General features: G+C 65.1%; 24 protein-coding genes and 1 tRNA gene. 6 read left to right on the top strand and 19 right to left on the bottom strand.

Annotated features, from left to right (window positions below; genetic code table 11):
• Positions 1-23: 23 nt before the first annotated feature.
• From J2X38_RS11530 to J2X38_RS11510, 5 genes are all read right to left on the bottom strand, one after another.
• Complete coding sequence (locus J2X38_RS11530) at positions 24-1,454, bottom strand: DUF1214 domain-containing protein (protein ID WP_310254150.1); 1,431 nt, start codon at positions 1,452-1,454, stop codon at positions 24-26.
• On the bottom strand, positions 1,451-2,407 hold the full coding sequence (locus J2X38_RS11525) for an alpha/beta fold hydrolase (RefSeq protein WP_310254148.1): 957 nt from the start codon (positions 2,405-2,407) through the stop codon (positions 1,451-1,453). The genes J2X38_RS11530 and J2X38_RS11525 overlap by 4 nt, the downstream gene beginning before the upstream one ends.
• Positions 2,404-3,864, bottom strand: coding sequence for a wax ester/triacylglycerol synthase family O-acyltransferase (locus J2X38_RS11520; protein ID WP_310254145.1), 1,461 nt, complete (start codon positions 3,862-3,864; stop codon positions 2,404-2,406). The genes J2X38_RS11525 and J2X38_RS11520 overlap by 4 nt, the downstream gene beginning before the upstream one ends.
• Before the next feature lie 81 nt (positions 3,865-3,945).
• The gene (locus J2X38_RS11515; RefSeq protein ID WP_310254143.1) at positions 3,946-4,812 is read right to left on the bottom strand and encodes an SDR family oxidoreductase; all 867 of its coding nucleotides are present in this window, start codon (positions 4,810-4,812) and stop codon (positions 3,946-3,948) included.
• 20 nt (positions 4,813-4,832) lie between these two features.
• Entirely contained in the window at positions 4,833-5,624 is a 792-nt protein-coding gene (locus J2X38_RS11510) for an enoyl-CoA hydratase/isomerase family protein (RefSeq protein ID WP_310254141.1), read from the bottom strand.
• A gap of 175 nt (positions 5,625-5,799) precedes the next feature.
• Here J2X38_RS11510 and J2X38_RS11505 point away from each other — a divergent pair, with 175 nt between their 5' ends.
• Together J2X38_RS11505 and J2X38_RS11500 are read left to right on the top strand one after the other, a co-directional pair.
• Complete coding sequence (locus J2X38_RS11505; RefSeq protein WP_310254139.1) at positions 5,800-7,506, top strand: sulfatase-like hydrolase/transferase; 1,707 nt, start codon at positions 5,800-5,802, stop codon at positions 7,504-7,506.
• Positions 7,507-7,575: 69 nt separating this feature from the next.
• Entirely contained in the window at positions 7,576-8,277 is a 702-nt protein-coding gene (locus tag J2X38_RS11500; protein ID WP_310254137.1) for a Crp/Fnr family transcriptional regulator, read from the top strand.
• 167 nt (positions 8,278-8,444) lie between these two features.
• Here the strand turns inward: J2X38_RS11500 and J2X38_RS11495 are convergent.
• From J2X38_RS11495 to J2X38_RS11470, 6 genes are all read right to left on the bottom strand, one after another.
• A tRNA-Lys gene (locus J2X38_RS11495) sits at positions 8,445-8,520 on the bottom strand.
• Between the two features lie 122 nt (positions 8,521-8,642).
• The gene (gene rodA / locus J2X38_RS11490) at positions 8,643-9,749 is read right to left on the bottom strand and encodes a rod shape-determining protein RodA (RefSeq protein WP_058538257.1); all 1,107 of its coding nucleotides are present in this window, start codon (positions 9,747-9,749) and stop codon (positions 8,643-8,645) included.
• Positions 9,746-11,650 (bottom strand): penicillin-binding protein 2, encoded by a 1,905-nt coding sequence (mrdA, locus tag J2X38_RS11485; RefSeq protein ID WP_310254135.1) that lies wholly within the window; start codon positions 11,648-11,650, stop codon positions 9,746-9,748. The genes rodA and mrdA overlap by 4 nt, the downstream gene beginning before the upstream one ends.
• A gap of 18 nt (positions 11,651-11,668) precedes the next feature.
• Positions 11,669-12,190, bottom strand: coding sequence for a rod shape-determining protein MreD (locus J2X38_RS11480; protein ID WP_093508850.1), 522 nt, complete (start codon positions 12,188-12,190; stop codon positions 11,669-11,671).
• The gene (gene mreC, locus J2X38_RS11475; RefSeq protein WP_058538260.1) at positions 12,187-13,095 is read right to left on the bottom strand and encodes a rod shape-determining protein MreC; all 909 of its coding nucleotides are present in this window, start codon (positions 13,093-13,095) and stop codon (positions 12,187-12,189) included. Before mreC ends, J2X38_RS11480 begins: the two co-directional genes overlap by 4 nt.
• A 17-nt stretch (positions 13,096-13,112) precedes the next feature.
• Positions 13,113-14,159: a rod shape-determining protein gene (locus J2X38_RS11470; RefSeq protein WP_056370044.1), complete on the bottom strand. Its 1,047-nt coding sequence runs from the start codon at positions 14,157-14,159 to the stop codon at positions 13,113-13,115.
• A 191-nt stretch (positions 14,160-14,350) separates the two neighbouring features.
• Between J2X38_RS11470 and mutL the strand changes: the two genes are divergently transcribed.
• On the top strand, positions 14,351-16,174 hold the full coding sequence (mutL, locus tag J2X38_RS11465) for a DNA mismatch repair endonuclease MutL (protein ID WP_310254131.1): 1,824 nt from the start codon (positions 14,351-14,353) through the stop codon (positions 16,172-16,174).
• Between the two features lies 1 nt (position 16,175).
• Complete coding sequence (locus tag J2X38_RS11460) at positions 16,176-16,706, top strand: homogentisate 1,2-dioxygenase (protein ID WP_310254129.1); 531 nt, start codon at positions 16,176-16,178, stop codon at positions 16,704-16,706.
• Here J2X38_RS11460 and J2X38_RS11455 read toward each other — a convergent pair whose 3' ends face one another.
• The 3 genes from J2X38_RS11455 to J2X38_RS11445 all read right to left on the bottom strand — a co-directional run bounded on the left by J2X38_RS11455 (position 16,707) and on the right by J2X38_RS11445 (position 20,330).
• Complete coding sequence (locus tag J2X38_RS11455) at positions 16,707-17,903, bottom strand: alkaline phosphatase family protein (RefSeq protein ID WP_310254127.1); 1,197 nt, start codon at positions 17,901-17,903, stop codon at positions 16,707-16,709. It lies immediately after the preceding gene.
• A gap of 42 nt (positions 17,904-17,945) precedes the next feature.
• Complete coding sequence (locus J2X38_RS11450; protein ID WP_310254125.1) at positions 17,946-19,514, bottom strand: alkaline phosphatase D family protein; 1,569 nt, start codon at positions 19,512-19,514, stop codon at positions 17,946-17,948.
• 78 nt (positions 19,515-19,592) lie between these two features.
• Positions 19,593-20,330, bottom strand: a complete 738-nt coding sequence (locus tag J2X38_RS11445; RefSeq protein WP_310254123.1) for a glutaredoxin family protein — start codon at positions 20,328-20,330, stop codon at positions 19,593-19,595.
• 41 nt (positions 20,331-20,371) lie between these two features.
• Here J2X38_RS11445 and J2X38_RS11440 point away from each other — a divergent pair, with 41 nt between their 5' ends.
• On the top strand, positions 20,372-20,776 hold the full coding sequence (locus J2X38_RS11440) for a MerR family DNA-binding protein (protein WP_310254121.1): 405 nt from the start codon (positions 20,372-20,374) through the stop codon (positions 20,774-20,776).
• A 118-nt stretch (positions 20,777-20,894) separates the two neighbouring features.
• Here J2X38_RS11440 and ychF read toward each other — a convergent pair whose 3' ends face one another.
• A complete protein-coding gene (ychF, locus tag J2X38_RS11435; RefSeq protein ID WP_310254119.1) occupies positions 20,895-21,992 on the bottom strand; it encodes a redox-regulated ATPase YchF in 1,098 nt (365 codons plus the stop codon).
• A 130-nt stretch (positions 21,993-22,122) separates the two neighbouring features.
• Here ychF and J2X38_RS11430 point away from each other — a divergent pair, with 130 nt between their 5' ends.
• Complete coding sequence (locus J2X38_RS11430) at positions 22,123-22,773, top strand: CAP domain-containing protein (protein ID WP_310254117.1); 651 nt, start codon at positions 22,123-22,125, stop codon at positions 22,771-22,773.
• A gap of 47 nt (positions 22,774-22,820) precedes the next feature.
• Here J2X38_RS11430 and J2X38_RS11425 read toward each other — a convergent pair whose 3' ends face one another.
• The 4 genes from J2X38_RS11425 to J2X38_RS11410 all read right to left on the bottom strand — a co-directional run bounded on the left by J2X38_RS11425 (position 22,821) and on the right by J2X38_RS11410 (position 26,513).
• Positions 22,821-24,689: a PhoX family phosphatase gene (locus J2X38_RS11425; protein ID WP_310254115.1), complete on the bottom strand. Its 1,869-nt coding sequence runs from the start codon at positions 24,687-24,689 to the stop codon at positions 22,821-22,823.
• A 115-nt stretch (positions 24,690-24,804) separates the two neighbouring features.
• Positions 24,805-25,248: a GNAT family acetyltransferase gene (locus J2X38_RS11420; protein ID WP_310254113.1), complete on the bottom strand. Its 444-nt coding sequence runs from the start codon at positions 25,246-25,248 to the stop codon at positions 24,805-24,807.
• Positions 25,245-25,814: an aminoacyl-tRNA hydrolase gene (gene pth, locus J2X38_RS11415; RefSeq protein ID WP_310254111.1), complete on the bottom strand. Its 570-nt coding sequence runs from the start codon at positions 25,812-25,814 to the stop codon at positions 25,245-25,247. The genes J2X38_RS11420 and pth overlap by 4 nt, the downstream gene beginning before the upstream one ends.
• A gap of 57 nt (positions 25,815-25,871) precedes the next feature.
• Complete coding sequence (locus J2X38_RS11410; RefSeq protein WP_058538273.1) at positions 25,872-26,513, bottom strand: 50S ribosomal protein L25/general stress protein Ctc; 642 nt, start codon at positions 26,511-26,513, stop codon at positions 25,872-25,874.
• Positions 26,514-26,608: the final 95 nt, after the last annotated feature.

The following is a 26,608-nucleotide window of genomic DNA, read 5'->3' as shown; positions in this document are numbered from 1 at the left end:
CTTTGCGATGCGGCGGAGTTTTCCTATTCGGATTGCGGCGGAATCTCGCGAATGCTCGGCAGCACCCAGCTCTTGTCGAACAGCGCAGGCTTCGGACCGTAGAAGCGGAACATCGCGAACCAGCGCTTGCCCGGTGTCAGCGATATGCGGTTGTCCTTGCCGCTTGAGGAAGCCCCTACAGAAAAGCGGATATCGACCGAGCCGTCCTTGTTGACGCGGAGCCCGGGTTCATTGCTGTCGATCCCGACCACCGGCGCGTCACGCAGGAAGCCGCTCGTTTCGAGGTCGTAGACATCGATCGACCAGAATTGCCCCGCGGGGACATTGGCAGGGATGTGGAGGGCATAGTCCTTTTCGCCGGTCAGCCACGCCCCCGCGGGATCCTTTGCCTGCGTCACATAGAAGGTGGCGGCGCCCAGCCGCTTGGGCGAGGCATAGGCCTTGAAATAGAACCACGCCCGCTCGTCGATGCGTAGCGCATCGTCGAGCTCGAACGTAAAGCCGCCCTTGGCGAGCGGAAGCAGGTCGGCGGAGGTCGACCAGCCTTCGCCGGGCCACCAGGGGGTTCGGCTGACCTGTCCGTCCACCATCAGGTCGCCGTGGACCTGCGCCGCGGCCTTCGCCAGCGCTGCGCGCTGTTCAGGGGACGGCGCAAAGGCGCGTCCGGACTGGATGCCGATCGTCCGCAGCATGCCGCGCATCACCATGTCGCGCCGCGCGGCGGGCTCCTCGGCCAGCATCTTCGCAATCCGGTCGAAGAAGCGGTCGTCCATGCGCGCGATGCCGTCGAACAGCCGATCCGACATGTCGATATAGCGCTGGGCTGGCGGCGCGGCGACAGCCGAAAGCGGATAAAGGCGCATCTTCCGTGCGAGGGCGTTGGCCGCGACGGCTTCGCGCGGATCGCTCGACACCGGCGTCAGGCGGATCAGGAAATAGCCGTTGTACGTCGCCATCGCGAGCTGGCGCATCCCCTCCGGCACGGGGCCGGCATAGCCCGGCGGTGTCAGCAGGAAGGTGCCTCCCTTGCCTTCGTCGATTCCGGCGGGTCCGAAATCCTCGACCGGAATCTGCCAGGCGTCCTGAAGATTGCCGTAGACGCTCAGCTTGCCCGACGGCGGCATGACGAAGACGACCGGGCCATCCTGCAGGTTGATGTTCGCATAGACATAGTGCGACGTCGAATTGGGCGTCGTCGTCTGGTTCTTCCAGTTCGACGGCGTCGACCAATAGAGAATGTCGTTGTAGCTGGCGCCGGCATCGCGAAAATAGGCGTCGCGCATCGCATCGAAGCTGGCGAGCGGTATCCCCCAGATCGCGGCCTCGGCCGCCCGGCGCTCGAAGGCTGGCGTCACTGCTGACGAGGGAGCAGCAGCGGGCCGGGCGAGGCTTGTCGCCGGGAGGCCGGCGAGGCCGAGCACGAGCGCGAGAAAACCGGCTTTGTGGCGAATCATGGTCGGCCCTTTCCTGTCTGTCTTTGTTTCTTGCCTGCGGGGGCGGTCGATCGGCATCCGTGCCGCGCCAGAAAGTCCATGCTGACCGCGGCGGTGCGAAACGGCCTCTCGACCATCGGCACATGGCCGGCCTTCTCGATGATCGCGAGTTCGGCGCCGGGGATCGCCTCATGCTGCGTCGTCGCGGCCGCGACATGGAGCAGATTGTCCGAACTGCCCCACAGGATAAGCGTCGGGACGCGGACGTCGCCGAGCCGGTCGTTGAGCGGGTTTTCGATCGCGTCGCGCGCGATCTGCGCGAAAATCTCGTCGTGCAGCTTTTCGCGCCTTGCGAGTTGAAGCAGGAGGAGCTGGCGGAAGATCAGCGGGATATAGGGCGGATCGTGCAGGATGATCCCGAGCAGAAAGTCGACGTCGTCGATGCTCTTGACCTGCATGGGGTTGGAACCGTCGAGGATCGCCTGCTGCGTGTCGGTCATCCGGTCGCCATTCACCCCGGCATTGTTGAGCAGCAGCAGCGAGCGAAGGCGATGCGGATGGTCGAGCGCAAAGGTCAGCGCGACGAACCCGCCCATGCTGTTGCCGCCGAGATGACAGGCGTCGATGCCGAGCGCGTCGAGAAAGGCCTCAAGCCGCCGCGCCTGTTCGGCTATGGAATAGCCCCCGTTCGCAACCCGGCCGCTATCGCCGAACCCCGGAAGGTCGGGGCAGATCAAGCGGTAGCGCTGCGCCAGAAGCAGGGTGAAGAAGGCCCAATTATCCTTATCGCCCGCAAAGCCGTGGAGCAGGATCAAGGGCTCGCCATCGCGCGGCCCCGCCTCGCTCCAGCACCAGCGTACGCCGTCGATCACTCGGTGATAGGTCCCGATTCCCGCAAGCCCGCGCGCCGCGAGGCGTGCTATCGACAGGAAGGCAGTGACTGGCGCTGCCGCGGCATCGAGCAGTGACATCATGCCCGCCCGGCTTTGCGCGCGCGGGTTTTCGGAGTCTTCGCTTTCGCGGCCAGGGCAGAGAGTTCGTCGAACGATCGGGCGAAGGCGTCCTTCAACGCGGCGATATCGGGCAACATCACGCGTTCGGACGTAATGCTGAAATTGATGCTGCCATTATAGCTGAGCACCGAGACGAAGAGGCCGAGCTTGTTCGCCAGCGGCCCCATCGCAAATTGCCGGGCGAGGCGGGCGCCGTTCATATAGAGCGGCATCTGCGGTCCGGGGACGTTCGAGATCAGGAGATTAGCCTGGAGCGGCGCCATGCCAGGGGAAGCCATCAGCCGCGCCACCCCGGCGAGGGTCGCTCCCGGAATATGCTTCGACAGGTCGGTCATGATCCGCGCACTGAGGCCGGCCTTCGCTTCCTTCGCGTTCGCGGTATAGCCGCGAATGGCGCGCAGCCGCTCGACCGGATCAACGATATGGCTGAAGAGCGGCAGCGTCATCGCCGACAGATTGTTGCCGGGCGCCATCCCGTCCGATTTCGACGTGCGCGCATTGATCGGCGCGATGGCGACAAGGCTTTGTTCGGGCAGTTCGTCATGCGCGAGCAGATGCTCGCGGAGCGCGCCGCCGCAAATCGCGAGCACGACATCGTTGATCGTCGCTCCGTCCGCGAGCTGGCGGATCGCGCTGACCTCTGCCAGCGGAAAGCTGACCGCGTCGAACATCTTGTGCGGCGATACCGGCGCGTTGAACCGGGTGACGGGAATGCCCTGAAACGACGCACTGTCGGGATTGGCAAGGCGCTCCTGCAGCGCGCCGGCCATCTTCGGCAAGGCCTCCAGCGACGCGTTGAGCAGATTGATTGGCGCCGCCATCGCCGCGACGATCGCCCGCTGCACCAGTTCTTCGACCTTCGGCGCTTTTTCGACCTTTGCCGGCGTTTCGGGCAGCGGGATCGCGGGAGTCCCCTCGGGATCGCGATCGCTGAGCGCGGCGAACATCAAGGCGCCCGCGGTGCCGTCGATCGCGCTGTGATGGACGCGGTGGAGCAGCGCATAGCTGCCCGGCGGTACGCCGGGGATGCGGTCCAGCCCTTCGATGACATAAATGTCCCAAAGCGGCCGCCCCATGTCCATCGGCCGGCTGAAGTGGCGCGCGACCTGGATGCAGAACTGGCGCCAGTCGCCGGGCTCGGGCAGGCGCGCGTGGCTGATATGCGCCTCGAGGTCGAAATGCTCGTCCTCGACCCAATAGGGATGATCGAGATCGAAGGGCAGGCGGAGGAGCTTGCGGCGAAAGACCGGCGAGGTGTGCATCCGCCGCTCGACATGCTGCACGATATCGCGGAACCGCACCTTGCCGCCGGGCGCGGTCGAGGGATCGTAGATATAGATCCCCATGATGTGCGTATGGGTGTCGCCCGACTGGAAATAGACGAACTGCGCATCCTGGGCGCTGAGCTGCTGGACCATCGCACATCTCCCCTCATCGACGACTGGTCATCGCAGGGTGGGAAAGGGGCGCCACCCCCTCGGAAAAGGGGGGGGCAGCGATCAGGCGGAGCGGAAGAGGTCGGGGGTCGAGTCGAGGTGGAAGCCCTGAAAGCGCGGCGAATTGCCGTGCGGCTCGAGTTTCAGGTGACGCCGCGCGTTCGGTCCACCGCCGTCGACGCGCAGGCAGGTGCCGGTGATGAAGGCCGCCCCCGGTGAAAGCAGGAAATTGATCGCGGCGGCGACCTCGGACACGGTGCCGACGCGCTGCATCGGGATATTGCTCGCGGATTCGCGGATGAAATTCACCGCTTCGCCGTCATAATTGTCGAAGCCGCTCGACATGATCATTCCGGCCGCGAGGCTGTTGACGCGCACGCCTGATGATGCCCATTCGGCGGCCGCCGTCTGAGTCAGCGAATACATGCCCGAACGCGCAGCCGCCGAATGCGCGAAATTGGGCGTGCCCATCCACATGTCGATAATCATGTTAACGATCGCGCCGCCATTGGCGCCCATCCACTGATTATAGACCTCGCGCATCATGATGAAGCCGCCAGTCAGATTGTTGCGCACGACGGCCTCGAAGCCCTTGGTCGAAATGTCCTTGAGCGGCGAGAAGAATTGCCCGCCGGCGTTGTTCACCAGCCCGTCGATGCGGCCGTTCTCCGACAGGACGGCGGCGACCGCATCCGCGACCATCGCCTCGTCGCGGATGTCGCAGATCTGGCTCGATACCTTGCCGCCGTCTGTCCGGATTTCGGCCTCGACGCCCGCGAGCTTTTCCGCCTTGCGGCCCATGATCGCGACATGCGCGCCGAGCGACGCCAGTTCGTGTGCGATGCCGCGACCGATGCCGCTGCCGCCGCCGGTCACGATGACGACCTGTCCGTCGAAAAGCCCGGGGCGAAAGATGGAGCTATAGGGCATGGGGTTCCTCGAATGGGGTGTCAGTTGCCGCGCTTGCGGGCGTTGAATGCGGCCAGCGCTTCGTCGAGGGCACCGCTTGCCGCACGACGAAGCTGCGCGCGCTCCTCGAGTTCATAGGATATTTCGACCGAGGGGCTCTGCAGTGCGAGGTCGAGATTGCGCTTGGTCAGGCGGAGCGCATCCTGCGAATATTGCGCGATCCGGTTCGCCATGGCGATCCCTTCGGAGAGCAGCGCGCCCTTTGGCACGACGTGCGAAACCAGTCCCGCGGTGAGCGCGCGTTCGGCGGGGAGGCGCGCCGAGGTGAAGGCCATCTCGCGCGCCAGCGACAGGCCGACGGTCCGTTGCAGACGCCAGGCGACGCCGAGTTCGGTTCCCGACAGCCCGAGATTGATGAAGGCGGTGGTGAAAAAGGCATCGTCGCTCGCGATGATGATGTCCGATGCGAGCGCGAAGATCAGGCCCGCGCCCGCGATCGATCCGTTGCCCAGCATGACGATCGGCTGCGGGCAGGCGCGCATGTCGCGCAGGATATCGGCGAGGCCCCAGTCGCCGAGCAGCAGCTCGTCGAGAATCGGATCGTCGCCATGCGCGCCGACCAGATCGAGCCCGACGCAGAAATGGTCGCCGGCGCCGCGCAGGACGATCGCCTTGCACGCGCGATCGCGGCGGCACGCGGCGAAGAAGGCGGCGAGCGCGTCGAGCAATTCCTGCGTGACCGCATTCCGGCGATGTGGCCGATTGAGCGTGACGGTGGCAACGGGTCCGTCGCGCGTCACCAGCAGCACGTCGTCGGATTCATGATGGGTCATTTCGGCGCGCCCTCGATCTTGGGGATATGTCAGCGGCCTATGGCCCCCGTTGGGCCGGCCCTACCCCTCATGTGGAGGGGGGCGGGCGACTTGGGCGTTCGATTGTAACTTTCGTGACAGTCATTTGCCGCGCCGGGCTTAATCCTTCCTCCGAATAATGGCTGGGGAGGACAGGATGCGACGTTTCCGGACAAACGGTCTTGCACAATGCGCGGCGGTTGCGCTCATTCTGGGGAGTGGGCAGTTCGGTCTCGCGCCAGCCGCTGCGTCGCAGGCCACTGGCGAAGTGCGTGGATCCGGTGATGCCGGGCCGATCAAGCGCGGCGACAAGCCGGGCTATGACTATCAGGATCAATATATCGGCATCCCCGGCAAACGCCTCGCGGACAATATGGAGCCGATCGTCGATCACCCCGATCAGACTTCGGAGGCGCAGCGCAAACTCGCAGCGCTCGAAAAGCGCACCGGCAAGAAACCGAACATCATCGTCTTCATCCTCGATGACGTGGGCTGGATGGATTTCGGCTTCAACGGCGGCGGCGAAAGCATCGGGTCGCCGACCCCCGACGTCGACCGCATCGCGGCGCAGGGACTCAATCTGACATCGGCCTATTCGCAGCCGAGCTGTTCACCGACGCGCGCGTCGCTGCTCACCGGCCAGCTTCCGATCCATCACGGTCTTCTGCGCCCGCCGATGTACGGCCAGCCGGGCGGGCTCGACGGCAAGACAACGATCGCCAAACTGCTCTCGGCGCAGGGCTATGTCACACAGGCGATCGGCAAATGGCATGTCGGCGAGAATGAAGGGTCGCAACCGCAAAATGTCGGTTTCGACGACTTTCGCGGTTTTCTCTCGGTCTCCGATATGTACACCGAATGGCGCGACCCGCATTTCAATCCCGAGATCGCCTACAGCCCCACGCGGACGGAGATGATCGAGAAGGCGCCGTTCAACAAATATGACGTTCATGTCGCCAAGGGCGGGAAGATCGAGGAGGTCGGGCTGATCACGCTCGATTATGTCAAGGATCTCGACCAGCGCTGGGCCGACTATGCCGTCGACTTCCTTAGGAAGCAGAAGGGCAGCAAGAAGCCCTTCTTCCTCTATTACGGCACGCGCGGCTGCCATTTCGACAATTATCCGAACGCCCATTATGCGGGGCGCTCGCCGGCGCGGAATGACTATACCGACTGCATCGTCGAGATGAACGATATCTTCGCGCGGCTCCACCGGACACTCGAGGAAACCGGCGAGCTCGAAAATACGCTGATCTTCCTCACCTCGGATAACGGCCCCGAAGCCGAGGTCGAGCCGCACGGACGCACCCCGTTCCGCGGGGCGAAGGGCTCGACGTGGGAAGGCGGGGTGCGCGTGCCGACCTTCGCCTATTGGAAGGGCATGATCGAACCGCGCCGTTCCGACGGCCTCTTTGATCTCACCGATATCTTCACGACCTCGCTCGGACTCGTCGGCGTGCGGGGCGCGGCCGCAGGCGATGCGATCGGCAAGGCCAATTACCTCACCGGCATCGACCAGACGTCCTTCCTGCTCGCGAAGGACGGCGCGTCCAATCGCCGGAGTATCGCCTATTTCTGGGGCAATCGTCTCGCAGCGGTGCGGATGGATGAATTCAAGATCCAGTTTCTCGCTCACGACAGCTTCGGAACGACGCCGAACGGCAATCACGGCGGTTTCACCGGGACGGTGGCCCAAACGGCCGGCGGGATGATGTATAATCTCTACGCCAATCCGCAGGAGGACAGTTCGGTCGCTATCCGGCACATTCCCGCTGCTGCGGGCCTCGCGCCCGAGGTGAATCGCTACCAGGAGATGCTTCGGAAATATCCGCCCAACGTCGTCGTCAACTTCACAGGACAGTGAGCGCTGCCGCTATGGAGCCAGCCGCCGATGAGCGATGACTTCGGCGCGCCGGACCGTTAGGCAGATGTCATGGCGGCGGCAGGCGATCTCGAAGCGGCGAAGGCAGCGCTCGATCTGTGTCCATGGCTTGACGGGCATGGTGCCGATTTACGCAGCCTGCTGCTGACAGAGGGGCGGCTTCGTCATTTCTCCCGGGGGCAGTGGGCTTTTGGCGAAGGCGATGATGTCGGCGGGATGTTCACGGTCGTTGGCGGGACCTTTCAGGTCTACGCCCAGAGTATCGGGGATCATGAAGTGCTGCTCAACCAGCTGACCCGCGGGAGCACCATCGGCCAGTCGGCGCGTTTCGGCGGCGGCCCGCGTCTCGTTACCGCGGTCAGTCTCGGCGACAGTCTCGCGCTGCAGGTCGATGACGAGGCGCTCGCCCGGATAAGCGAGCAACAACCGCTGATCTGGAAGGCGGTGGCGAGCCTCCATTATATGCAGCTTCGCGGCATGGTCCGGATGATTGCCGAATTCGCCTCGCTGCCGCCGCGCCAGCGGCTCGCGGCACGGCTCCTGCGCTTCGCCGACGGTCAGGAAGCGCTCCTCACTTTGCAGCTTGCACAGCAGGATCTCGCCGACATGACTGGCCTCAGCCGCAAGACCGTCAACGCCTGCCTGTCCGACCTCGAGGCGCGAGGGCTCATCAGGCGCAGATATGCCGCGATCGAGATCGTCGATCTGCCCGGGTTGCAGACCTATGCGTCGGCACCCGGCGAAACTGCTTGATGGCCATGGCAGCAGAAAATAGGATCCGGGGCCTCCATACCGCTGAATGTGCCGGTTGAGATCATCGGGCGGCTGGAAGAGGGTGTCCGCTTCGTCGCTCCATTTTTCGAAAGCCGACGGTCTGCAAGTGGCCACGGGAGGTCTGTTGGTTAAGCCTTTGAAAGAAATGGTGGACGCACTAGGGCTCGAACCTAGGACCCGCTGATTAAGAGTCAGCTGCTCTACCAACTGAGCTATGCGTCCACTGCCATTTCAGGCGTGCCTTGCTGCGAAGAGTTGTGCTCTTTGCTGCGAAGCGAGCGGCCCGCTATCATGGCTCCGGGGGGATGGCAATGCTCCCGATGGCTTTTTGCCGAAGTTTTTTCTCAATGAAAGCGGCGCGTGCCCGTTTTGCTGTCGTTTTCGATCGCGAGCATGATGCCGACGCACGTCATGATCGTCAGCATCGACGAACCGCCATAGGAAAAGAGCGGCAGCGGAATGCCGACGACGGGCGCGAGGCCCATCACCATCATCAGGTTGATCGCGATATAGAAAAAGATCGTCATTGTAAGGCCGGCGGCGGTGAGCTGTCCGAAGCGCGTTCGCGCCTTCAATGCGACGCGCGTCGACCAGCGGAGCAGCAGGAAGAAGCCGAAGAGCAGCGCGAGGCCGCCGATCAGCCCCCATTCCTCGGCCATCGTGGCGAAGATGAAGTCGGTGTGGCCCTCGGGCAGATAGTCGAGGTGGCTTTGCGATCCGTTGAGGAAACCCTTGCCGCCGATACCGCCCGAACCGATCGCGATCTTCGACTGGCTGATATGATAGCCGGCGCCCAGGGGATCGCTTTCGGGGTCGAGGAAGATCAGCACGCGTTTTTGCTGATAATCATGGAGGAAGGAGAAGAGGATGGGGAGCGCCGCGAGCCCGGCGACCGCGGTGCTGCCGAACCACCAGAAGGGCAAGCCGGCGACGAACATCACCACGACCCCGCCGATGCAGATCGCGAGCGCCGTGCCGAGATCGGGCTGGAGCATGACGAGTGCGGCCGGAAAGCCGATCATCACCAGCGCGGGCCACAGCGCGGTAAAGGTCCGCGTGTTGCCGGGGGGAAGCTGCGCATAAAAGCGCGCGAGCGCGATGACGATCGCGACCTTCATCAGCTCCGACGGCTGAAGGTTCATGAAGCCGAGATTGAGCCATCGCTGGCTGCCCCCGCCGACGAAACCGAGCAGCTCGACCGCAATCAGCAGGATGAGGATGCCGATATAGGCGATATAGGCGAAATCCTCGAAAATGCGGATCGGGAAGCGGCCGATTACCAGCGCCGCGGTCAGAAAGACGAGGAAGCGCACGCCCTGATTGAGCGCCCACGGCGACCAGTTGCCGCCCGCCGCCGAATAGAGGACGAGCAGGCCGAAACCGGTGATGCCCGCGAGGATCGCGATCAATTTCCACGGAATGCGCTGGATGGCGGGTGGCACGGGGATCATTGCGCGAGCTCCGGATCGGGCTTCGACGCACCCGCCTTCCACGCCGCATAGTCGCGGTCCATGCGTTCCTTGATCGTGCCGCCCCAGCCGGCCTCGAAAGTTTCGAGCGCTTCCATCGCCTTTTCGCGGTCGAAGAGAAAGGTCATGAAATCCTTGGCCACCGGCGCCGCGGCGCGCGATCCGCCCATGCCATGTTCGATCACGACGGCGGTCGCATAGCGCGGATTATCGACCGGCGCGAAGCCGATGAACAGGCCATGATCGCGAAATTTCCACGTCCCGCTTTTGCCGTTGCCGGTGCCGAGCCCGCGCACCTGCGCGGTGCCCGTCTTGCCCGCCATCGTGATGCCGTCGAGCGGCAGGCGGCTGCGCACCGCGGTGCCTGCGCCATTGACGACGAGGTCCATGCCCTGGCGCGCGACGGCGAGCGCTTCGGGCGAAAAGGGCAGGGGCTCATTCTTGAACTCGCGGTTGATCAGGCGCGGGTAAAGGCGGCGTCCCGATGCGATCCGCGCCGCCATCACGGCGAGCTGGAGCGGGTTGGCGAGCACATAGCCTTGTCCGATGACGGCGTTAAGCGAGTCCGAGGCCGACCATTCCTGGTCGTATTTCTTCATCTTCCACGCGCTGTCGGGGATGGTGCCAAAGCGCTGGTTGCTGCCCGCGAGCTGATATTCCTCGCCGAGCCCTAGCAGCCGCGCGGTCGGGGCCATCGCATCGTAGCCGAGCCGGTGCGCGAGCCAGTAGAAATAGCTGTTGCAGCTCTTCATGATCGCCGAGGGCATATCGAGACTGCCGTGCGTGCCGAGGCAGCGGAAGAAGCGGCTGCCGAGCCGATAGCCGCCGACGCAGGTGTGACGCTCGCTCGGGTCTACGCCATGTTCGACCGCGGCGATCGCGGCCATCGGCTTCAGCGTCGATCCGGGCGGATAAAGGCCGCGCGTCGCCTTGTTGATCAGCGGCTGGTGATCGTCGGCGCGCAGCCAGGCATATTCGCTGCTGCTGATCCCGTCCGAAAAGCTGTTGGGATCGAAGCTCGGCATCGAGACGAAGGAAAGGATGTCGCCGTTCTGGCAGTCGATGACGACCGCCGCGCCCGACTCGCGCCCCATGCGCCGCGCGACAAATTCCTGCAGGTCGGCGTCGATCGTCAGGTGGACGGTCTTGCCCTGTACGTCGGGCTGGGTCGAGAGATCGCGGACGACCTTGCCGCGCGCGGTCACCTCGACGCGCCGCGCGCCCGGCTGGCCCTTCAGCATGTCCTGGAAATATTTCTCCAGCCCATCCTTGCCGATCTTGTACCCCGGGGTGATGTACAGCGGATCCTTGGCCTTCTGATATTCCTCGGCGTTCGGGGCGCCGACATAGCCGATCAGATGGCCGACCGCCGCGCCGGTCGGATAGTTGCGGGCAAAGCCGCGCTGCGGTGCGATGCCGGGCAGTTCGGGCAGGCGGACGAGGATCGAGCTATACTCGGCCTCGGTCATGTCTTCCTTGATCGCGACGGGCTGGAACCCCGATGCGGCCTTCAGGTCGCGATTGATGCGTTCCATCGTGTCGCCATCGAGGCGCAGCAGGGTCTGGAGCTGCCCCAACACCAGCTCTTTGTTGTGCAGGCGATCGGGAATGATGTCGATGCGCAGCGATACGCGGTTGTTCGCAAGCGCCTTGCCGCTGCGATCGACGATCCAGCCGCGCCGCGGCGGCACGAGCGTCAGATTGACGCGGTTGCTTTCCGATTCAAGGACATAGCGGTCGTTGTCGACCACCGAAATATAGGCCATGCGCGCTGCAAGCGCGACGCCGACCGCCGCCTGCGCACCGCCGACGACCAGCGCGCGGCGGGTGAAGGTTATGCCCCTCCAGGCTTCGGTAATCGGCGGACTCTTCTTCTTCGGCATTAGGGGATTGGAACCAGTCTATCGGCGTTTCAGGCGGAAATTGTCAAACTTTCCGGTCAGGCGCATGAACAGCGGGACGAGCAGCGCCGAGATGATGATCTGCGGCACCACGAGGCCGAGCACGCGGCCGGTCGCGGCGTGCGGATGGGTGATCAGCGCCGCGAGCGACTGGATGATCGCGACCGACGCCGCTGCAATCGCCCAGTCGTGAAAGAAGCCGCGCCAATAGATGCGCTGCGACGAATAGGCGATTGCGATGCTGGCGACCGTCCACAGCCCCATCGCGGTGCCGATCGGCGCGCCGCTGAACAGATCGTCCCACAGGCCGAGCGGCAGCCCGATCCACACCGGCCACATTTCGGCGCGCAGCAGCTGCCAGCACAGGAAAAACAGCAGCCCGAGCGGCGGCAGCACCGGCGAGTTGGCGATCAGCGGCAGCATCAGCGGCAGCGCCGAGGCGAACATCACGCTCGCGATCGGAACGATGCGCATCCGCCACAGCGATGCCGGTTCGCCGAGGCGCGGACCCTTCTGGTTCATGGCGCGCCGGCGGGGGCGGGGGGCGGCGTCGCAGGGCCGGGCAGGCCCTGCGCTTCGATATTGTCGGGGGTGTAGGGGCGCAGCACCGACACCGCATCGACCTTGCCCGGGTCGGCGAGCGGGCGCGCGAGGGCGCCGTCGTCCTGACGCCGCACGACGATCGCGACAGGGATATTGGGCGGATAGAGCCCGCCGGTTCCCGAGGTGACGAGGATATCGCCGGGCTTGAACGGGTTGTTCGCGATATTGAGCGTGCGCACGTCGAGATCGCCATTACCGCGGCCGCTGGCGAGCGCGGGCAGGCCGTCGCGCGCGCGGCGCACGGGGACGATATTGTCGACGTCGGTGAGCAGCAGCACCTGCGATACCGAGGGGCCGGCGCCAAGCACGCGGCCGATCAGGCCGTCGGCGCCGCGCACCGGCTGGCCCGCGGCAACGCCAAGGTTGCGCCCGATGCTGAGCAGCGCGATGCGCTTGCTGCTCGTCGAGGTCGAGGTGAGCAGATAGCCGTTGGCGAGCGCGGTCTTGTCGGTTTCCTGAAGCTTGAGCAACGCCTTGAGCTGGCGGTTCTCTTCCTGCAGCGAACTGGTCGCGACGAGTTCGCGCCGCGTGTCGGCGAGTTCCTTGCGCAGCCGCCGGTTCTGCGTGCCCGCAGCGACATAGGCGCCGACCGTATCGTCGATGCCCGAAATCGACCCGATCACCGACCGCGACGCGCGTGCGACGGGCGCGGCGATTTCCTGGCTCGCCACACGCAGCTGGGCGAAGCCGATGGGATCAACGACCGACAGGATCGCCAGCAACAGGCCCGCCACTGCCCCTGTCACCGCGATGACATAGGCAACGAACAGGCTGTACTGAGCCTTTCGGGATTGTCCCGGACGTCGATGTGCCGGGCGGACCATGCTTCAGCTGTACCCGATCAGGCTTGCTGCAGCACGCCGCGGAAAGCGGGGTCTTCCATCGCGCGGCCGGTGCCGATCGCGACGCAGGTCAAGGGATCATCGGCGACCGTGACCGGCAGGCCTGTCGCGTCCTTGAGCAGCTCGTCGAGCTCGGCGATCAGCGCGCCGCCGCCGGTCAGGACGATGCCCTGATCGACGATGTCGGCGGCGAGTTCGGGGGCGGTGTTTTCCAGCGCGATGCGGACGCCCTCGACGATCGTGCCGATCGGTTCGGACAGCGCTTCGGCGATCTGCGCCTGATTGATCGAAATTTCCTTGGGCACGCCGTTCACCAGGTCGCGGCCCTTGATGTGGATCGTCAGGCCAACGCCGTCGGCGGGGATGCGCGCGATGCCGAAATCCTTCTTGATCCGCTCGGCGGTCGCTTCGCCGATCAGCAGATTATGGTGTCGGCGGACATAGGAGACGATCGCTTCGTCCATCTTGTCGCCGCCCGCACGGACCGAGGTGGTGTAGGCGAGGCCGCGGAGCGACAGCACCGCGACTTCGGTCGTGCCGCCGCCGATGTCGACGACCATCGATCCGATCGGTTCGGTGACGGGCATGTCGGCGCCGATCGCCGCGGCCATCGGTTCCTCGATCAGCCACACTTCGCTCGCGCCCGCGTTCGATGCCGCGTCGCGGATCGCGCGGCGCTCGACGCTGGTCGATCCCGAGGGAACGCAGATCACGATTTCGGGGCTGCGGAACGCGTTGGGCTTGCCGCCGTGCACCTTGGTGATGAAGTGCTTGATCATCTGTTCGGCGACGTCGATGTCGGCGATCACGCCGTCACGAAGCGGACGGATCGCCTCGATGCTGTCGGGGGTCTTGCCCATCATCAGCTTGGCGTCGTCGCCGACCGCCTTCACGCGCTTGATCCCGTTCAGCGTCTCGACCGCGACGACCGAGGGCTCGTTCAGCACGATTCCCTTGCCGCGCACATAGACAACCGTGTTCGCGGTGCCGAGGTCGATAGCCATGTCTTGGGAATTGAATTTGAACCAGCGGGAAAAGAAGGACATCGATACTGCTTCCTGTCATCGAAGCCGCGTCCATGATGGGCGCGCCCCTGTCGTGATTTTACCGGCGCGCCCGGCCGGCGACAGCTAATCAGGGGGAGATTCCGGCTCTTCCTTTTGGGGTGGCTGGACAAAATGATCAGGGCTGTGCGGATGGGTCGCGATTTGCGTTCGACTGCGCTAGGAGAGCGGCCATGTCAATACGTCGCCTGCCCGAAAAGCTAGTAAATCGGATCGCGGCCGGTGAAGTGGTCGAAAGACCTGCCGCGGCGCTCAAGGAACTGGTTGAAAATGCCATCGACGCCGGTTCGACTCGCATTTCGGTGCGAATCGCCGAGGGCGGGATTTCGCGGCTGGAGGTCGAGGATGACGGCTGCGGCATGACCGCCGCCGACATGGCGCTCGCGCTCGAACGGCATGCCACGTCGAAGCTGCCCGATGACGCGATCGAGGACGTCACGACGCTGGGTTTTCGCGGCGAGGCGCTGCCCTCGATCGCGAGCGTCGCGCGGCTGACGCTCGAAAGCCGCGTCGCGGGCGGCGACGGCTGGAAGCGCGTCGTCGACAATGGTGCGGTGGTCGCCGAAGGCCCGGCGGCGCTGGGCAAGGGCAGCCGGGTGATGGTCGAGGATCTGTTCGCGCGGGTGCCGGCGCGGCGCAAGTTCCTGCGCAGCGGGCGCAGCGAATATGCCGCGTGCCTCGACGTCGTGAAGCGGCTCGCGATGGCGCGGCCCGACATCGGCTTTACCGTCGAGCATGACGGGCGCCGCGTGCTCGATGTGCAAGGCGGGCAGGATCAGCTTTCGCGCGTTGCCGCGCTGACCCAGCGCGACCTCGCCGGGAACAGCATCGGCGTCGATATCGACCGCGGCGAGGTGCATCTGGGCGGCGTGATCAGCCTGCCGACCTACAATCGCGGCATCGCCGACCATCAATATCTGTTCGTCAACGGGCGCCCGGTAAAGGACCGGCTGCTCGTCGGTGCGCTGCGCGGCGCCTATGCCGACCTGCTCGCGCGCGATCGCCATCCGGTCGTCGCGCTCTTCCTCGACGTGCCGACGAGCGAGGTCGACGTGAACGTCCATCCGGCGAAGACCGAGGTGCGTTTCCGCGATCCGCAGCTCGTTCGCGGGATGATCGTCGGCGGTCTCCGCCGCGCGCTCGACGAGCATGGTTTCCGCAGCGTCCAGCGTCCCGCCGAGGCGGCGTTGGCGGCGTGGCAGCAGGAACCCGTGGCGCCGCAGCCCCCTGCGCCGACCTTGTTCGCGGCGCATCTGCCTTATCCGCACGCGCCCGCGACGCATCTGTTCGGTGCCGAAGCGGATGCCGCGACGACGGCCTTGCTTCACGACCGCATCGTCGATTTCGCCCCATCGCGCGATGCGCTCCCGATGGGCCGGGCCGAACCCGCGACCGCGCCGGTGCCGCAGGCCGAGGCGCACCCGCTCGGCATCGCACGCGGCCAGATCGCGAAAACCTATATCGTCGCCGAGGCCGAGGACGGCCTCGTCATCGTCGACCAGCACGCCGCGCACGAACGCCTCGTGCTCGAACAACTCCGCCGCGGCATGGGCGGGCAGGCGGTGCCGTCGCAGGGGCTGCTGCTGCCTGAGGTCGTCGAACTCGACGAGCCCGCGTGCGACCGGCTCGAGGCCGCCGCGCCGCAGCTCGCGGCGCTCGGCGTCGAACTCGAACGCTTCGGCCCCGCAGCGGTGATGGTGCGCGCAACGCCGGCGATGCTGGGGGCGATCAATTGCCAGAAACTGGTGACCGACATCGCCGACGATCTGGCGGGTTATGACGCCGCGCTCGGCCTCAGCGAACGGCTCGAACTGGTCGCCGCGACGATGGCGTGCCATGGATCGGTGCGCGCCGGGCGCACGCTCAGCGTCGCCGAAATGAACGCGCTGCTCCGCACGATGGAGGTCACGCCGCACAGCGGCCAGTGCAACCATGGGCGACCGACCTGGGTGAAGCTCGCGATGGACGATGTCGAAAAATTGTTCGGGAGGAAATAGGATGGGGTTCCGGATCATTGCCATCTCACTGGCGGCGGTATTGCCAGCGACAGTGTTCGCGGCACCGGCCGAGAAGCCAGCAACAGCCTGTCCCGCTGCGCCGGTATTGCCGTCCGAACTCGCCGACTGGGCGCGCAACACGTCGAGCAAGACGATCTATGCCTATGGCGACGACCTCGGCGCCGACTGGTCGCCGCTTGGCGCGGCGCGGACGGCGTTGCCGCTGCACAAGTTCGAAAGCCTGCGTTATGGCATCGCGCCCGAGCGCAAGCCCGACGTCCATAAATTCGGCGGTATGATCCCGATCGAGGTGAAGAAGCCGGGGCGGCTGATCGTCGCGCTCGACGCGGGGGCGTGGATCGATCTGGTGCGCGAGGGCGTGGTGGTGAAGTCGGTCACGCACGGGCATGGCCCCGCCTGCTCCGGCATCCGCAAGATGGTCGAATTCGACGTGCCGCAGGGGCGCTACCAGCTCCAGATCGTCAACGCGCCGACCGCATCGATCCACGCGATGGCGGTGCTGCGCGACTGATCAGGGCAGGCGCTTGGCGAGTTCGCCCGTCGCGTCGCTCGGCAGCGGCGCAACGCCGATGAGCCGCATCAGCAGCGGATAGACCTCGATATTGTCGACGATGCCGACATCGCCTTTCAGACCCGTTCCGCTCGCGACGAACAGCGCGAGCATCTCCGGGTCCTGATTGTCATAACCGTGCGCGCCGCCCTTGACGGGCCAGGTCGGGGTGCCCGCGATGATCGACCAGCCGGGTTCGGCGATGCAGATGATCGCCGCGACGCGCGGGTTCCGGCCATAGTGCAGCCGCTTCGGCAATTCCTCGCGGCGGTTGCAGACCATATGCTCGTGCGGTTTCAGCAGCGCGTCATATACGCGGTTGTCGGTTCCCGCGGCGGGCTCGATCGCGGCGTAGGGGCCGGTCTCGACCGCAATGATGCTGTGAAGATCGATCAGGTCAGCGAGCTGGATGGTGCGGCTTTCGTCGATCGCACGCATCCCGTGGTCGGCGACGACGATCATTTGCGCGGGCTGTTCCATCGCGGCCAGGCCCGCGACGAGGTCGCCGATACGCGCATCGACCTCGGTCATCGCGGCGTTCACCTCGGCGCTGTCGGGGCCGAATTGGTGCCCCGCATCGTCGACCGCCTCGAAATAGAGGGTGACGAAGGCAGGGCGAATGGCGTCGGGGCGGCGCATCCAGTCGAGCAATGTGTTCACCCGCTGCGCATAGCCGACATGCGCGTCATAGCGCAGCCAGTCGGGCGGGCGCACGCCATGGATCGCAACCTCGCTTCCCGGCCAGAACATCGTTGCGCTGCGTACCCCAGCCTTGCCCGCGGTGACCCACGCGGGTTCGGCCTCGTCCCACCAGAAAGGATCGAGCGACTGTTTCGGATCGCCGAGGCTGAACCGCACATCGGGACGCCGCGGGTCGATCATATTGTTGCCGACGATCCCGTTCGTATCGGGCCGCTTGCCGGTGACGATCGCATAATGGTTCGGGAAGGTCTTGGTCGGAAAGGACGGCCGCAGCTTGCCGCGCGCACCCCCCGCCGCGAGCCGCGACAGGTTCGGCGTGATGCCGCGATCGAGATAATCGGCGCGAAAACCGTCGATCGAGATCAGGATCGTCACGGGCTTGCGCTCGCTTCCCTCCTGCGCGTGCGCGGCGAGCGGAAGCAGGAGGGCGAGCAGTAGTGAGAAAAGGCGGTTCATGCGCGCTCCGCTATGGCGCGTATGTGACGACGCGGCGACACATCACGCCATCTTGATCCCGGCGACATCGCGCTCGACCACGCCCGTTGCGCGCTTCGACAGCGTGTTCACCGGCGTCGTGACCTTGTCGACGACCATGAAATGCGTCTGCCACGCCTCGCGATTGACGTCGCATACGACGTAGCCGCGCTGGTCGTTGGCGAATTTGAGCTCGGGGTTCTGGCTCAGGAAGACGTCGGTGCCGTTCCGCTTGTCGCTGCCGTCGCCGCCGCTCGAGATCGACGTCGCGACGAACTCGGCGCCGACAATCTTGTCCTTCGACACCAGATCGCCGCAGAAATTCTGATGCTCGTCGCCGGTAAGGACGACATTATTCTTCAGCCCCGCCATGCGCGACAATATGCGCTCGCGCGGCGCTTCATAGCCTGCCCAGCTGTCGAGATTGACGATCTTCTTCGGCTCGTCGGCCTTGCGCCGCCGGTCGAGCGACATCATCGTGATCTGCTGCGCAAAAGCGTTCCACGTCGCACCGCCTTTCGCCAGATTGCGGCCGAGCCATTCTTCCTGCGCCTTGCCGAGCACCTGCCTGTCTTTGGCGAACACGTCGGGGCACGCGGGCTTGAAGCCGTCGTCGCACGGCTGGTCGTCGCGATATTGGCGCGTGTCGAGCAATTGCATCGCCATCAGGTCGCCCCAGCGGAACTCGCGATTCATCGCGACCATGCCGCCGCGCGGCAGCAACGCCTTGCGCACCGGCATATGCTCGTACCACGCCTGCATCGCCGCCTGTTTCTTCAGCATGAAGACCTCGGGCGACGCCGCTTCGGGATCGTTGACGTCGAGGCCGAGCTTCCAGTTGTCGATGTCCGAGACCCAGTCGTTGCGGATCTCGTGATCGTCGAAGCTCGACAGGAAGGCGTGGACCGATCGCGCCGCCTGCAGGTCGATGTCGCCGAGCTGCTGTGCATAGGCGGTGCGGAAATCATTAACGTCGACAAGTGCCCGGTGCGCATGCTTGCGCACCGGCCGTGTCGGCAGCCCGGTGTTGAACAGATACTCCTCGCTATATTCATAGATGAAGTCGCCATAATGATAGACGAAGGCGAGGTCTTCGCGCGCGAGGTGACGATAGGCGCCAAAAAAGCCCGCCTCGAAATGCTGGCATCCCGCGACCCCGAATTTCAGCGCATCGGCCTTCGCACCCGGCGCGGGCAGGGTGCGCGCGCGGCCGCGCAGGCTGCGTTCGCCGCCCGCCGTGAAGCGGTAATAATAGGGCCGGTCGGGCTGCAGCCCCGCGACCTCGACATGGACGCTATGTGCGAGTTCGGGGCGCGCGAGTTCGGTGCCCTTGGCGACGACGTCGCGAAAGCCGCTGTCGCTTGCGACTTCCCAGTCGACAGGGAAATTCGCCAGCGGCATCCCGCCATGGCGTTCCATCGGTTCGGGGGCGAGGCGCGTCCAGATCACGAAACCGTCGCTCGCCGGATCGCCCGCCGCAACGCCGAGGCTGAACGGGAATTCGCGGAAAATACCGCCCTCGGCGCGCAGGATCGCGGGGGCGGTAAGGCCGGCGAGCGTGGCCCCGGCAAGGAAATGGCGGCGGTTGAACATGGCTGGGCTCCCCGGGGGCGAATCACCGCCCCTGATAGCCCAGCCATATGTTTCATCAATGACCGATGCGGGAGGGGATCAGAACCACATCCGCGCCATCCACAGCGCCATCGCGACCATCATCACATTCTCGGTCAGCGAGACGAAGCCCAAGGGAACTTTGCTGCTGCCGCCGACGCACGCGCATTTGATGTCGCGCTTGTCGATATAGACCGCCTTGAACACCGACACCGCACCGATGCCGCCGATGAACAGCGCAAGCGGGATCGACAGCCAGGGCAGCGCATGCGCGGTCATCAGAACACCGGCGAGCCCCTCGGCAAAGGGATAGATGCTCGCATAAGGCACCCAGCGCTTCGCGAGCAGGTCGTAATTCAGGAACATCGTAGCGAATTTGTCGACATCCTGCAGCTTCAGCAGCGCGAGCACGATCATGCTGAACGAGATGAACCATTCCGCGGCGCGCAGGGTGAAAGCATCGCCATAGACCGAGAAGCTGGTCGCGAGCGCCATCAATGCCGTCATCGCGAAGAGCGCAATGACGGGCGTGTAGCTGGTGGCGTCGGGATCGGCGACTTTCAGCCCGAAATGACGGCGCAGATCGTCGTGGCCGCCGATCCGCACGCCGTCGATGAAGGTCTGCGGCGTCGTCTTCACGCCATGCTCGGCCTTGAACGCGTCGGTTTCCTCGCGCGTCGTCAGCCAGCGGTCGTCGACCGTAAAGCCGCGGCTTTCGAGCAGATGTTTCGATTTGAGGCCATAGGGGCAGGTGTGCCCCGGCATGACCATGCGATGGAGGGTTGCTTGTTTTTTCATGCGCCCCATATAGCGTCCGTACCATAGTACGGAGTCAAGCGATGCAGCTCACGATCGGAAAATTGGCGGCGGCGGGCGATGTCGGGGTCGAAACCGTGCGCTATTACCAGCGCCGCGGGCTGCTCGACACGCCCGCACGAAGCGGCGGTGACGGCTGGGGCGGCGGGATCCGCCGCTATGGCGAGGATGACCTGCGGCGCCTGAAATTCATCCGTTCGGCGCAGGCGTCGGGCTTCACGCTCGACGAGATCGCCGAACTGCTCGCGCTCGAGGCGAGTGATGACCGTGTGCGTGTACGTACACTGGCGCGGCAGCGGATCGAGGTTCTCGACGAAAAGATCGCGCAGATGACCGAAACGCGCGCCGCGCTGGCACGCCTCGCCGACCAATGCGCCGCGAGCGACAAGGGGCCGTGCCCGATTTTGGCAGCGTTCGAGCCAAACTGACCCCTCCCGCTTGCGGGAGGGGTAGCGAGACTTGCGAGCTTGCTCGCTAGTCGCAGCGGGGAGGGGGCGACCTCACAGGCCCTCCCCCGACCCCTCCCGCAAGCGGGAGGGGAGCGATTTAGCTGTGCAAAAAGTGCATCACGTCGCCATCGTGGACGACATAAGCCTTGCCCTCGGCGCGCAGCTTGCCCGCTTCGCGCGCCTTCGCTTCGCCGCCCAGCGCGACATAATCGTCATAGGCGATCGTTTCGGCGCGGATGAAACCCTTCTGGAAATCGCTGTGGATTTCGCCCGCGGCCTCGGGAGCGGTGGCGCCGGTGTGGACGGTCCATGCGCGCGCCTCCTGCGGGCCGACGGTGAAGAAGGTGATCAGGTGGAGCAGCTCGTAGCCCGCGCGGATAACGCGCGCGAGGCCGGTTTCGTGGAGGCCCATTTCTTCGAGGAACTCGAGCCGGTCGGCCATGTCCATCGTCACCAGCTCGCTTTCGATCGCGGCCGAAACGACGACCGCCTGCGCGCCTTCGGCGGCGGCCTTGGCGAAGACCTTTTCCGAGAAGGCGTTGCCGTTTGCGGCGCTGCCTTCGTCGACGTTGCAGACGTAAAGGACGGGCTTCGAGGTCAGGAGCTGCGCGGTGCGCAGGACGCGGGCTTCTTCTTCATCCTTGGGTTCGGTCAGCCGCGCGGGCTTGCCTTCGCGCAGCAGCTCAAGCGCCTGACCGAGCACCGATGCGGCGATCTTCGCTTCCTTGTCGCCTTGCGCGGCCTTCTTCGCGAAGGCGGGCACACGCTTTTCGAGGCTTTCGAGGTCGGAGAGCAGCAGCTCGGTTTCGACCGTTTCGGCGTCGGCGACCGGATCGACCTTGTTCTCGACATGCTGGATGTCGTCATCCTCGAAACAGCGCAGGACATGGACGATCGCGTCGACTTCGCGGATGTTGCCGAGGAACTGGTTGCCGAGCCCTTCGCCCTTCGACGCGCCGCGCACAAGGCCGGCGATGTCGACGAAGGCGAGCTGGGTCGCGATGATCTTTTTGCTGCTCGCTATGGCGGCAAGCTTTTCGAGCCGCGCGTCGGGCACCGCGACGTTACCGATATTCGGCTCGATCGTGCAGAAAGGATAGTTCGCCGCCTGCGCCGCCGCTGTTTCGGTCAGCGCGTTGAACAGGGTGGACTTGCCGACGTTGGGCAGGCCGACGATCCCGCATTTGAAACCCATAAAAACTCCGTGAGGTTCGGCCTGCCGTGAATGAGGGGCCTGTGTTGCAGCGCCCCTAGCGCCAGATTGGCTCGGGCGCCAGTCTTTGCCGTTGCGCCCGGTTCAGACTTGCGCCTTTATCGCACCCGCCATGACGAAACCCCGCCTCCTCGCCGCCGCTATCCTTCTGACTCTCGGTGGGACCGCTGCCGTCGCCGCGCCGAACCGCTTCGAGGAAGGTGTCTTCACCGAACTCAACCGCTTCCGCAGCGATCCCGCCGGCTATGCCGAATATCTGCGCGACTATCGCCCGCGCTTCGAAGGCAAGCTGCTGGTCAGCGACGACGACAGCGAGATCGACATCATGACGCGCGAGGGCGTCGCCGCGGTCGACGAGGCGATCCGCGACCTTCGCCGCGAAAAGCCGCTTCCCGAACTGGAATGGAGCGATCCGCTGGCACGCGCGGCGGCCGACCATGTCGCGGTCCAGTCGCGCTCGGGCGCGGTGGGGCATTATACGCGGGGCAGCGGTCCCGGCGAACGGATGAGGGCGCGCGGCGGCGGGCCTTATGTGAACGAAGTCATCACCTATGGCCATCACACCCCCGAAGGCGTCGTCGACCAGCTGCTGATCGACGACGGTGTGCCCGACCGCGGCCATCGCCACAGCCTGCTGCGGGCGACGCACCGCTATGCCGGCATCGCATGCGGCCGGCATCCGGTGCACCGGACGATGTGCGTGACCTTGATGTCGCAGACGCGCGACGGCTCGCCCCCGCCGCCGCCCAAGCGCACACCCTGACGGGCCATCCGCTCCGCCCGGCGAAGGGGAGAGCGGACGGCGCGCGATCAGGCCCCGACCGGCTGGCTGTCGGTACGGCGCACGACGACGGTCGATGAGCGCGGCTGCTGCCCCGCGACTGGCCAGTTGCCCGTCGGGTGCTGGATGTTGACGAAGAAGGTCTTGAGGTCGGGCGTATAGGCCAACCCCGTGATCTCGGAGCCGAGCGGGCCGACGAGGAAGCGTTTCGACTGCTTCGTGACCTGGTCGACATAGAACATCGCATTGTGCCCGAACGCCTGGTCGATCGTCCGTCCCGCGACCCCCGAGTTACCGGGAACGCTATGGTCGGTCTGCACCCACATGCGACCCTGCGGGTCGATGCGGAGGCCGTCGGGGCTGGAGAAAGTGTCGCCGTTGATATTGCCGACGAGATTGCTGCCGCCCGCCGAAAGCGACGGATCGCCCGCGGTCAGGAAGATTTCCCAGCTGAACTTGGTCGCCAGCGGCGAATCGCCTTCTTCGCGGAACTTGATGATGTGTCCGTGCAGGTTGGTGACGCGCGGGTTGGCGGGGTCGACCACGCGGCGGCCGCTGTTGTTGGTCAGCGTGCAATAAATCGCCTTGTTGTCGGGCGCGACGGTCAGCCATTCGGGGCGATCCATCACGGTGCCGCCCGCGACGCGCGCCGCCGACGGGCAGTTGATCAGCACATCGGCCTGATTGTTGAAGTTGACCGTCGTCGGCGCCGGCGGGTTCGTGCTCTGGCTGACGTTGCCCGGGTCCTGCGCTCCGGCGGTCAGGCCGTTCTGGCCGACGACGAGTGCGCGCCATTCGCCCGTGCCATTGCCGTTGAAGCGCGCGACATAGAGCGTGCCATAGTCGAGCAGGTCGGTGTTCGCGGCGCGATTGGTGTTGCTCCAGGCCCGGTCTGGAACGAATTTGTAGATGCAGCCGGGAGTCGAATCATCGCCCATGTAAAAGGCGACGCGACGGTCACTGTTCGACATGAAGGCGACGTTTTCATGGCTGAAGCGGCCCATCGCGGTGCGCTTGGTCGGCTGCGCCAACTCGCGCAGCGGGTCGATCTCGACAACCCAGCCATAATCGCGCGCGGGCTGCGTGGGATCGAGATAATTGTCGGTCGTCTCTTCGCAGGTCAGATAGGTGTCCCACGGGGTCCGGCCGCTCGAGCAGTTGTTGAGCATGCCCTTGATGGAGCCCGACAGCAGGCCGGCGGCGGGGCCGCCAGCGCGATAGCTGCTGTTGCCGGTGTAGCGGCGGTTATAGGTCGATCTCGGCTGCACGGCCCATTTGCCGTCGCTGCCCTTGGCGATTTCGACGACGCCGATACCGACCGCCGACAGGGCGAGCGCCTTTTGGTCGGCCGTCGCGGTGGCGGCGTTGTAGTTGCCCGCCATCAGGATGTTGAAGTCGGGATATTCGAAGTTCATCGCCAGGATGCCGCGGTTATTGGCATCGACGCCCGGAAAGGCGAAATATTCCATGCCGTCATGGTTGCCGCCCGCCCATTTCTCGGCGACCGCGGGGGTGGGGAAGCTGCCCGAATAGGCGGTGCCCGTTTCGACCGAATCGCCAGCCTTCAGCAGCACGTCGACGGTGTAGCCCGCGGGCACGGTGACCTTGTCATCCTGATTCGCGGCGACCGCGGCGAAACTGACGGCGTAGCTGACCGGCGGGGGCGTCGGGGTGGGGGTCGGTGTCGGGGTGGGCGTCGGCAGAACGACCGAGGGATCGCCGCTGGTGTCGTCGCACGCCGCGAGTGCCGGCAGGATCGACAGACCGAAGAGGCCGTTGCGGAGCAGCGTCCGGCGCGAGGGATTTTTGGCAACGATCGCCTCGAGGCTGTCGGGCCCCGGAAGCGTATCGGTGTCGCCGCGATAAGGCGCGCGGGCGTCGTCGGTAAGATGTGACATGCAGTCCCCCTGTTTTCGGTTGAGCCCCGGACTGGATCGTCCGGATGAGGTGGCGCACCGATTGCAGAGGGAGGTGTCAGCTAGATGGCTTCACCATGTCGGGAGCGTATGATTCCTATGACGCTTCAGTGACATCGGGAGCCGTCGGATCAGTCAGCCAGCGGGCGAAAACACGGACGTCCTGGGGTTCCCAGCCGAGATGCTCGTAAAGGCCCGCTACGGGGTTGCCATCGCGAAGCATCAACTCGACCTTGGGGCAGCCGCGAAGCCGGAGCCATTCGCACGCGGCGTCGAGCAATTGTCGCGCAAGACCCTGTCCCTGATGGTCCGGCGCGACGCCCAGATAATAGATCCATCCGCGGTGTCCGTCGAAGCCGGTCATGGCGGTGGCGACGATCCGCGCGCCGCGTTCAGCCACAATGACCGTCGAAGCTTCATGGCCGAGCGCGCGCCCGAAATCGGCGTCCGGATCATTCCATGGGCGCGTCAGGCCGCAGATTTGCCAGATCGCGACGACGGCATCGCGATCGGCCGCCGTTGCATCGCGCGTGGCGGTCATCCCTGCAGGCGCAGCGCGAGATCGCTCTGGAACCGCACATCGTCGCCGCCCGCCAGCCATTTGGCCTCGGCGGCGATCGCGCCGAGCAGGTCGATCAGCGGCTCCATTTCGCTCTTGTGGTAATTGCCGAGGACATGGCCCGTGACGCGGTCCTTGTGTCCCGGATGACCGATGCCGATGCGCACGCGGCGGAAATCCTCGCCGATATGCTGGATCATCGACCTTATGCCATTGTGGCCCGCCGCGCCGCCGCCTTGTTTCACTTTGACCTTCATTGGAGCGAGGTCGAGCTCGTCGTAGAAGGCGGTGACATCCTGCGGGGTCAATTTATAGAAATCGAGCGCGGCGCGCACGCTGCGGCCGCTTTCGTTCATGAAGGTGCCGGGTTTGAGCAGCAGGATGCGCTGCGACCCGATGCGGCCTTCCTGGACCCAGCCCTGGAATTTCTTCGCGGGCGATGGAAAGTCGTAGACATCGGCGATGACATCGGCGGCCATGAAGCCGACATTGTGGCGGTGCATCGCATATTGGGGCCCGGGATTTCCGAGGCCGACCCAGAGCTGCATGCTATTCGCCTTTCGTGGAAGGCCCCTCCCGCCGGGGGAGGGGCCGCCCGGATATGATTAGGCTTCTTCGCCGTCTTCGGCAGCAGCAGCTTCGCCGCTGTCGACGGTCGTGTCGCCTTCGCTCGACTTCATCGCCGAGGGGGCGACGATCGTGGCGATGGTGAAGTCGCGATCGGTGATCGCGCTTTCGGCGCCCTTGGGCAGGGTGACGTTGCTGATGTGGATCGAATCGCCAACGTCGAAACCGGTGACGTCGATCGTGATCTCGTCGGGGATCTTGTCCGCGTCACAGGCGATTTCCAGCTCGTGACGGACGATGTTCAGCACGCCGCCGCGCTTCAGGCCCGGCGAGGCTTCTTCGTTCGTGAACACGACGGGAACCGCGACGGTGACCTTGGCGTCCTTCGAGATGCGGAGGAAATCGACATGGATCGGGCGATCCTTGACCGGGTGGAAAGCGACGTCCTTCGGCAGGGTGCGGATGGTCTTGCCACCCACGTCGACCATGACGACCGAGTTCATGAAGTGACCCGTCATCAGCTGCTTCATCAGCAGCTTTTCTTCGACGTGGATCATCAGGGGTTCTTCTTTGCCGCCATAGACAACGGCGGGGACGCGGCCATTACGACGCAGGTCACGCGAGGCTCCCTTGCCTCCGCGTTCGCGCGTCTCGGCCGTCAGCGTCAGCTGATCGCTCATATTATTTCTCCGAGAAACAGTTACACAGTTCCGCCACGCCTCCAGGGATGACCATGGACGGAAGCCGGGGCGCTTAGCGGGGAAGCGGCGGAAAT

Source organism: Sphingopyxis sp. BE235 (genome assembly GCF_031457175.1).
Classification (GTDB): domain Bacteria; phylum Pseudomonadota; class Alphaproteobacteria; order Sphingomonadales; family Sphingomonadaceae; genus Sphingopyxis.
The sequence above is the reverse complement of the archived record's forward strand: the minus strand, read 5'-3'. Positions and strand labels throughout refer to the sequence as shown.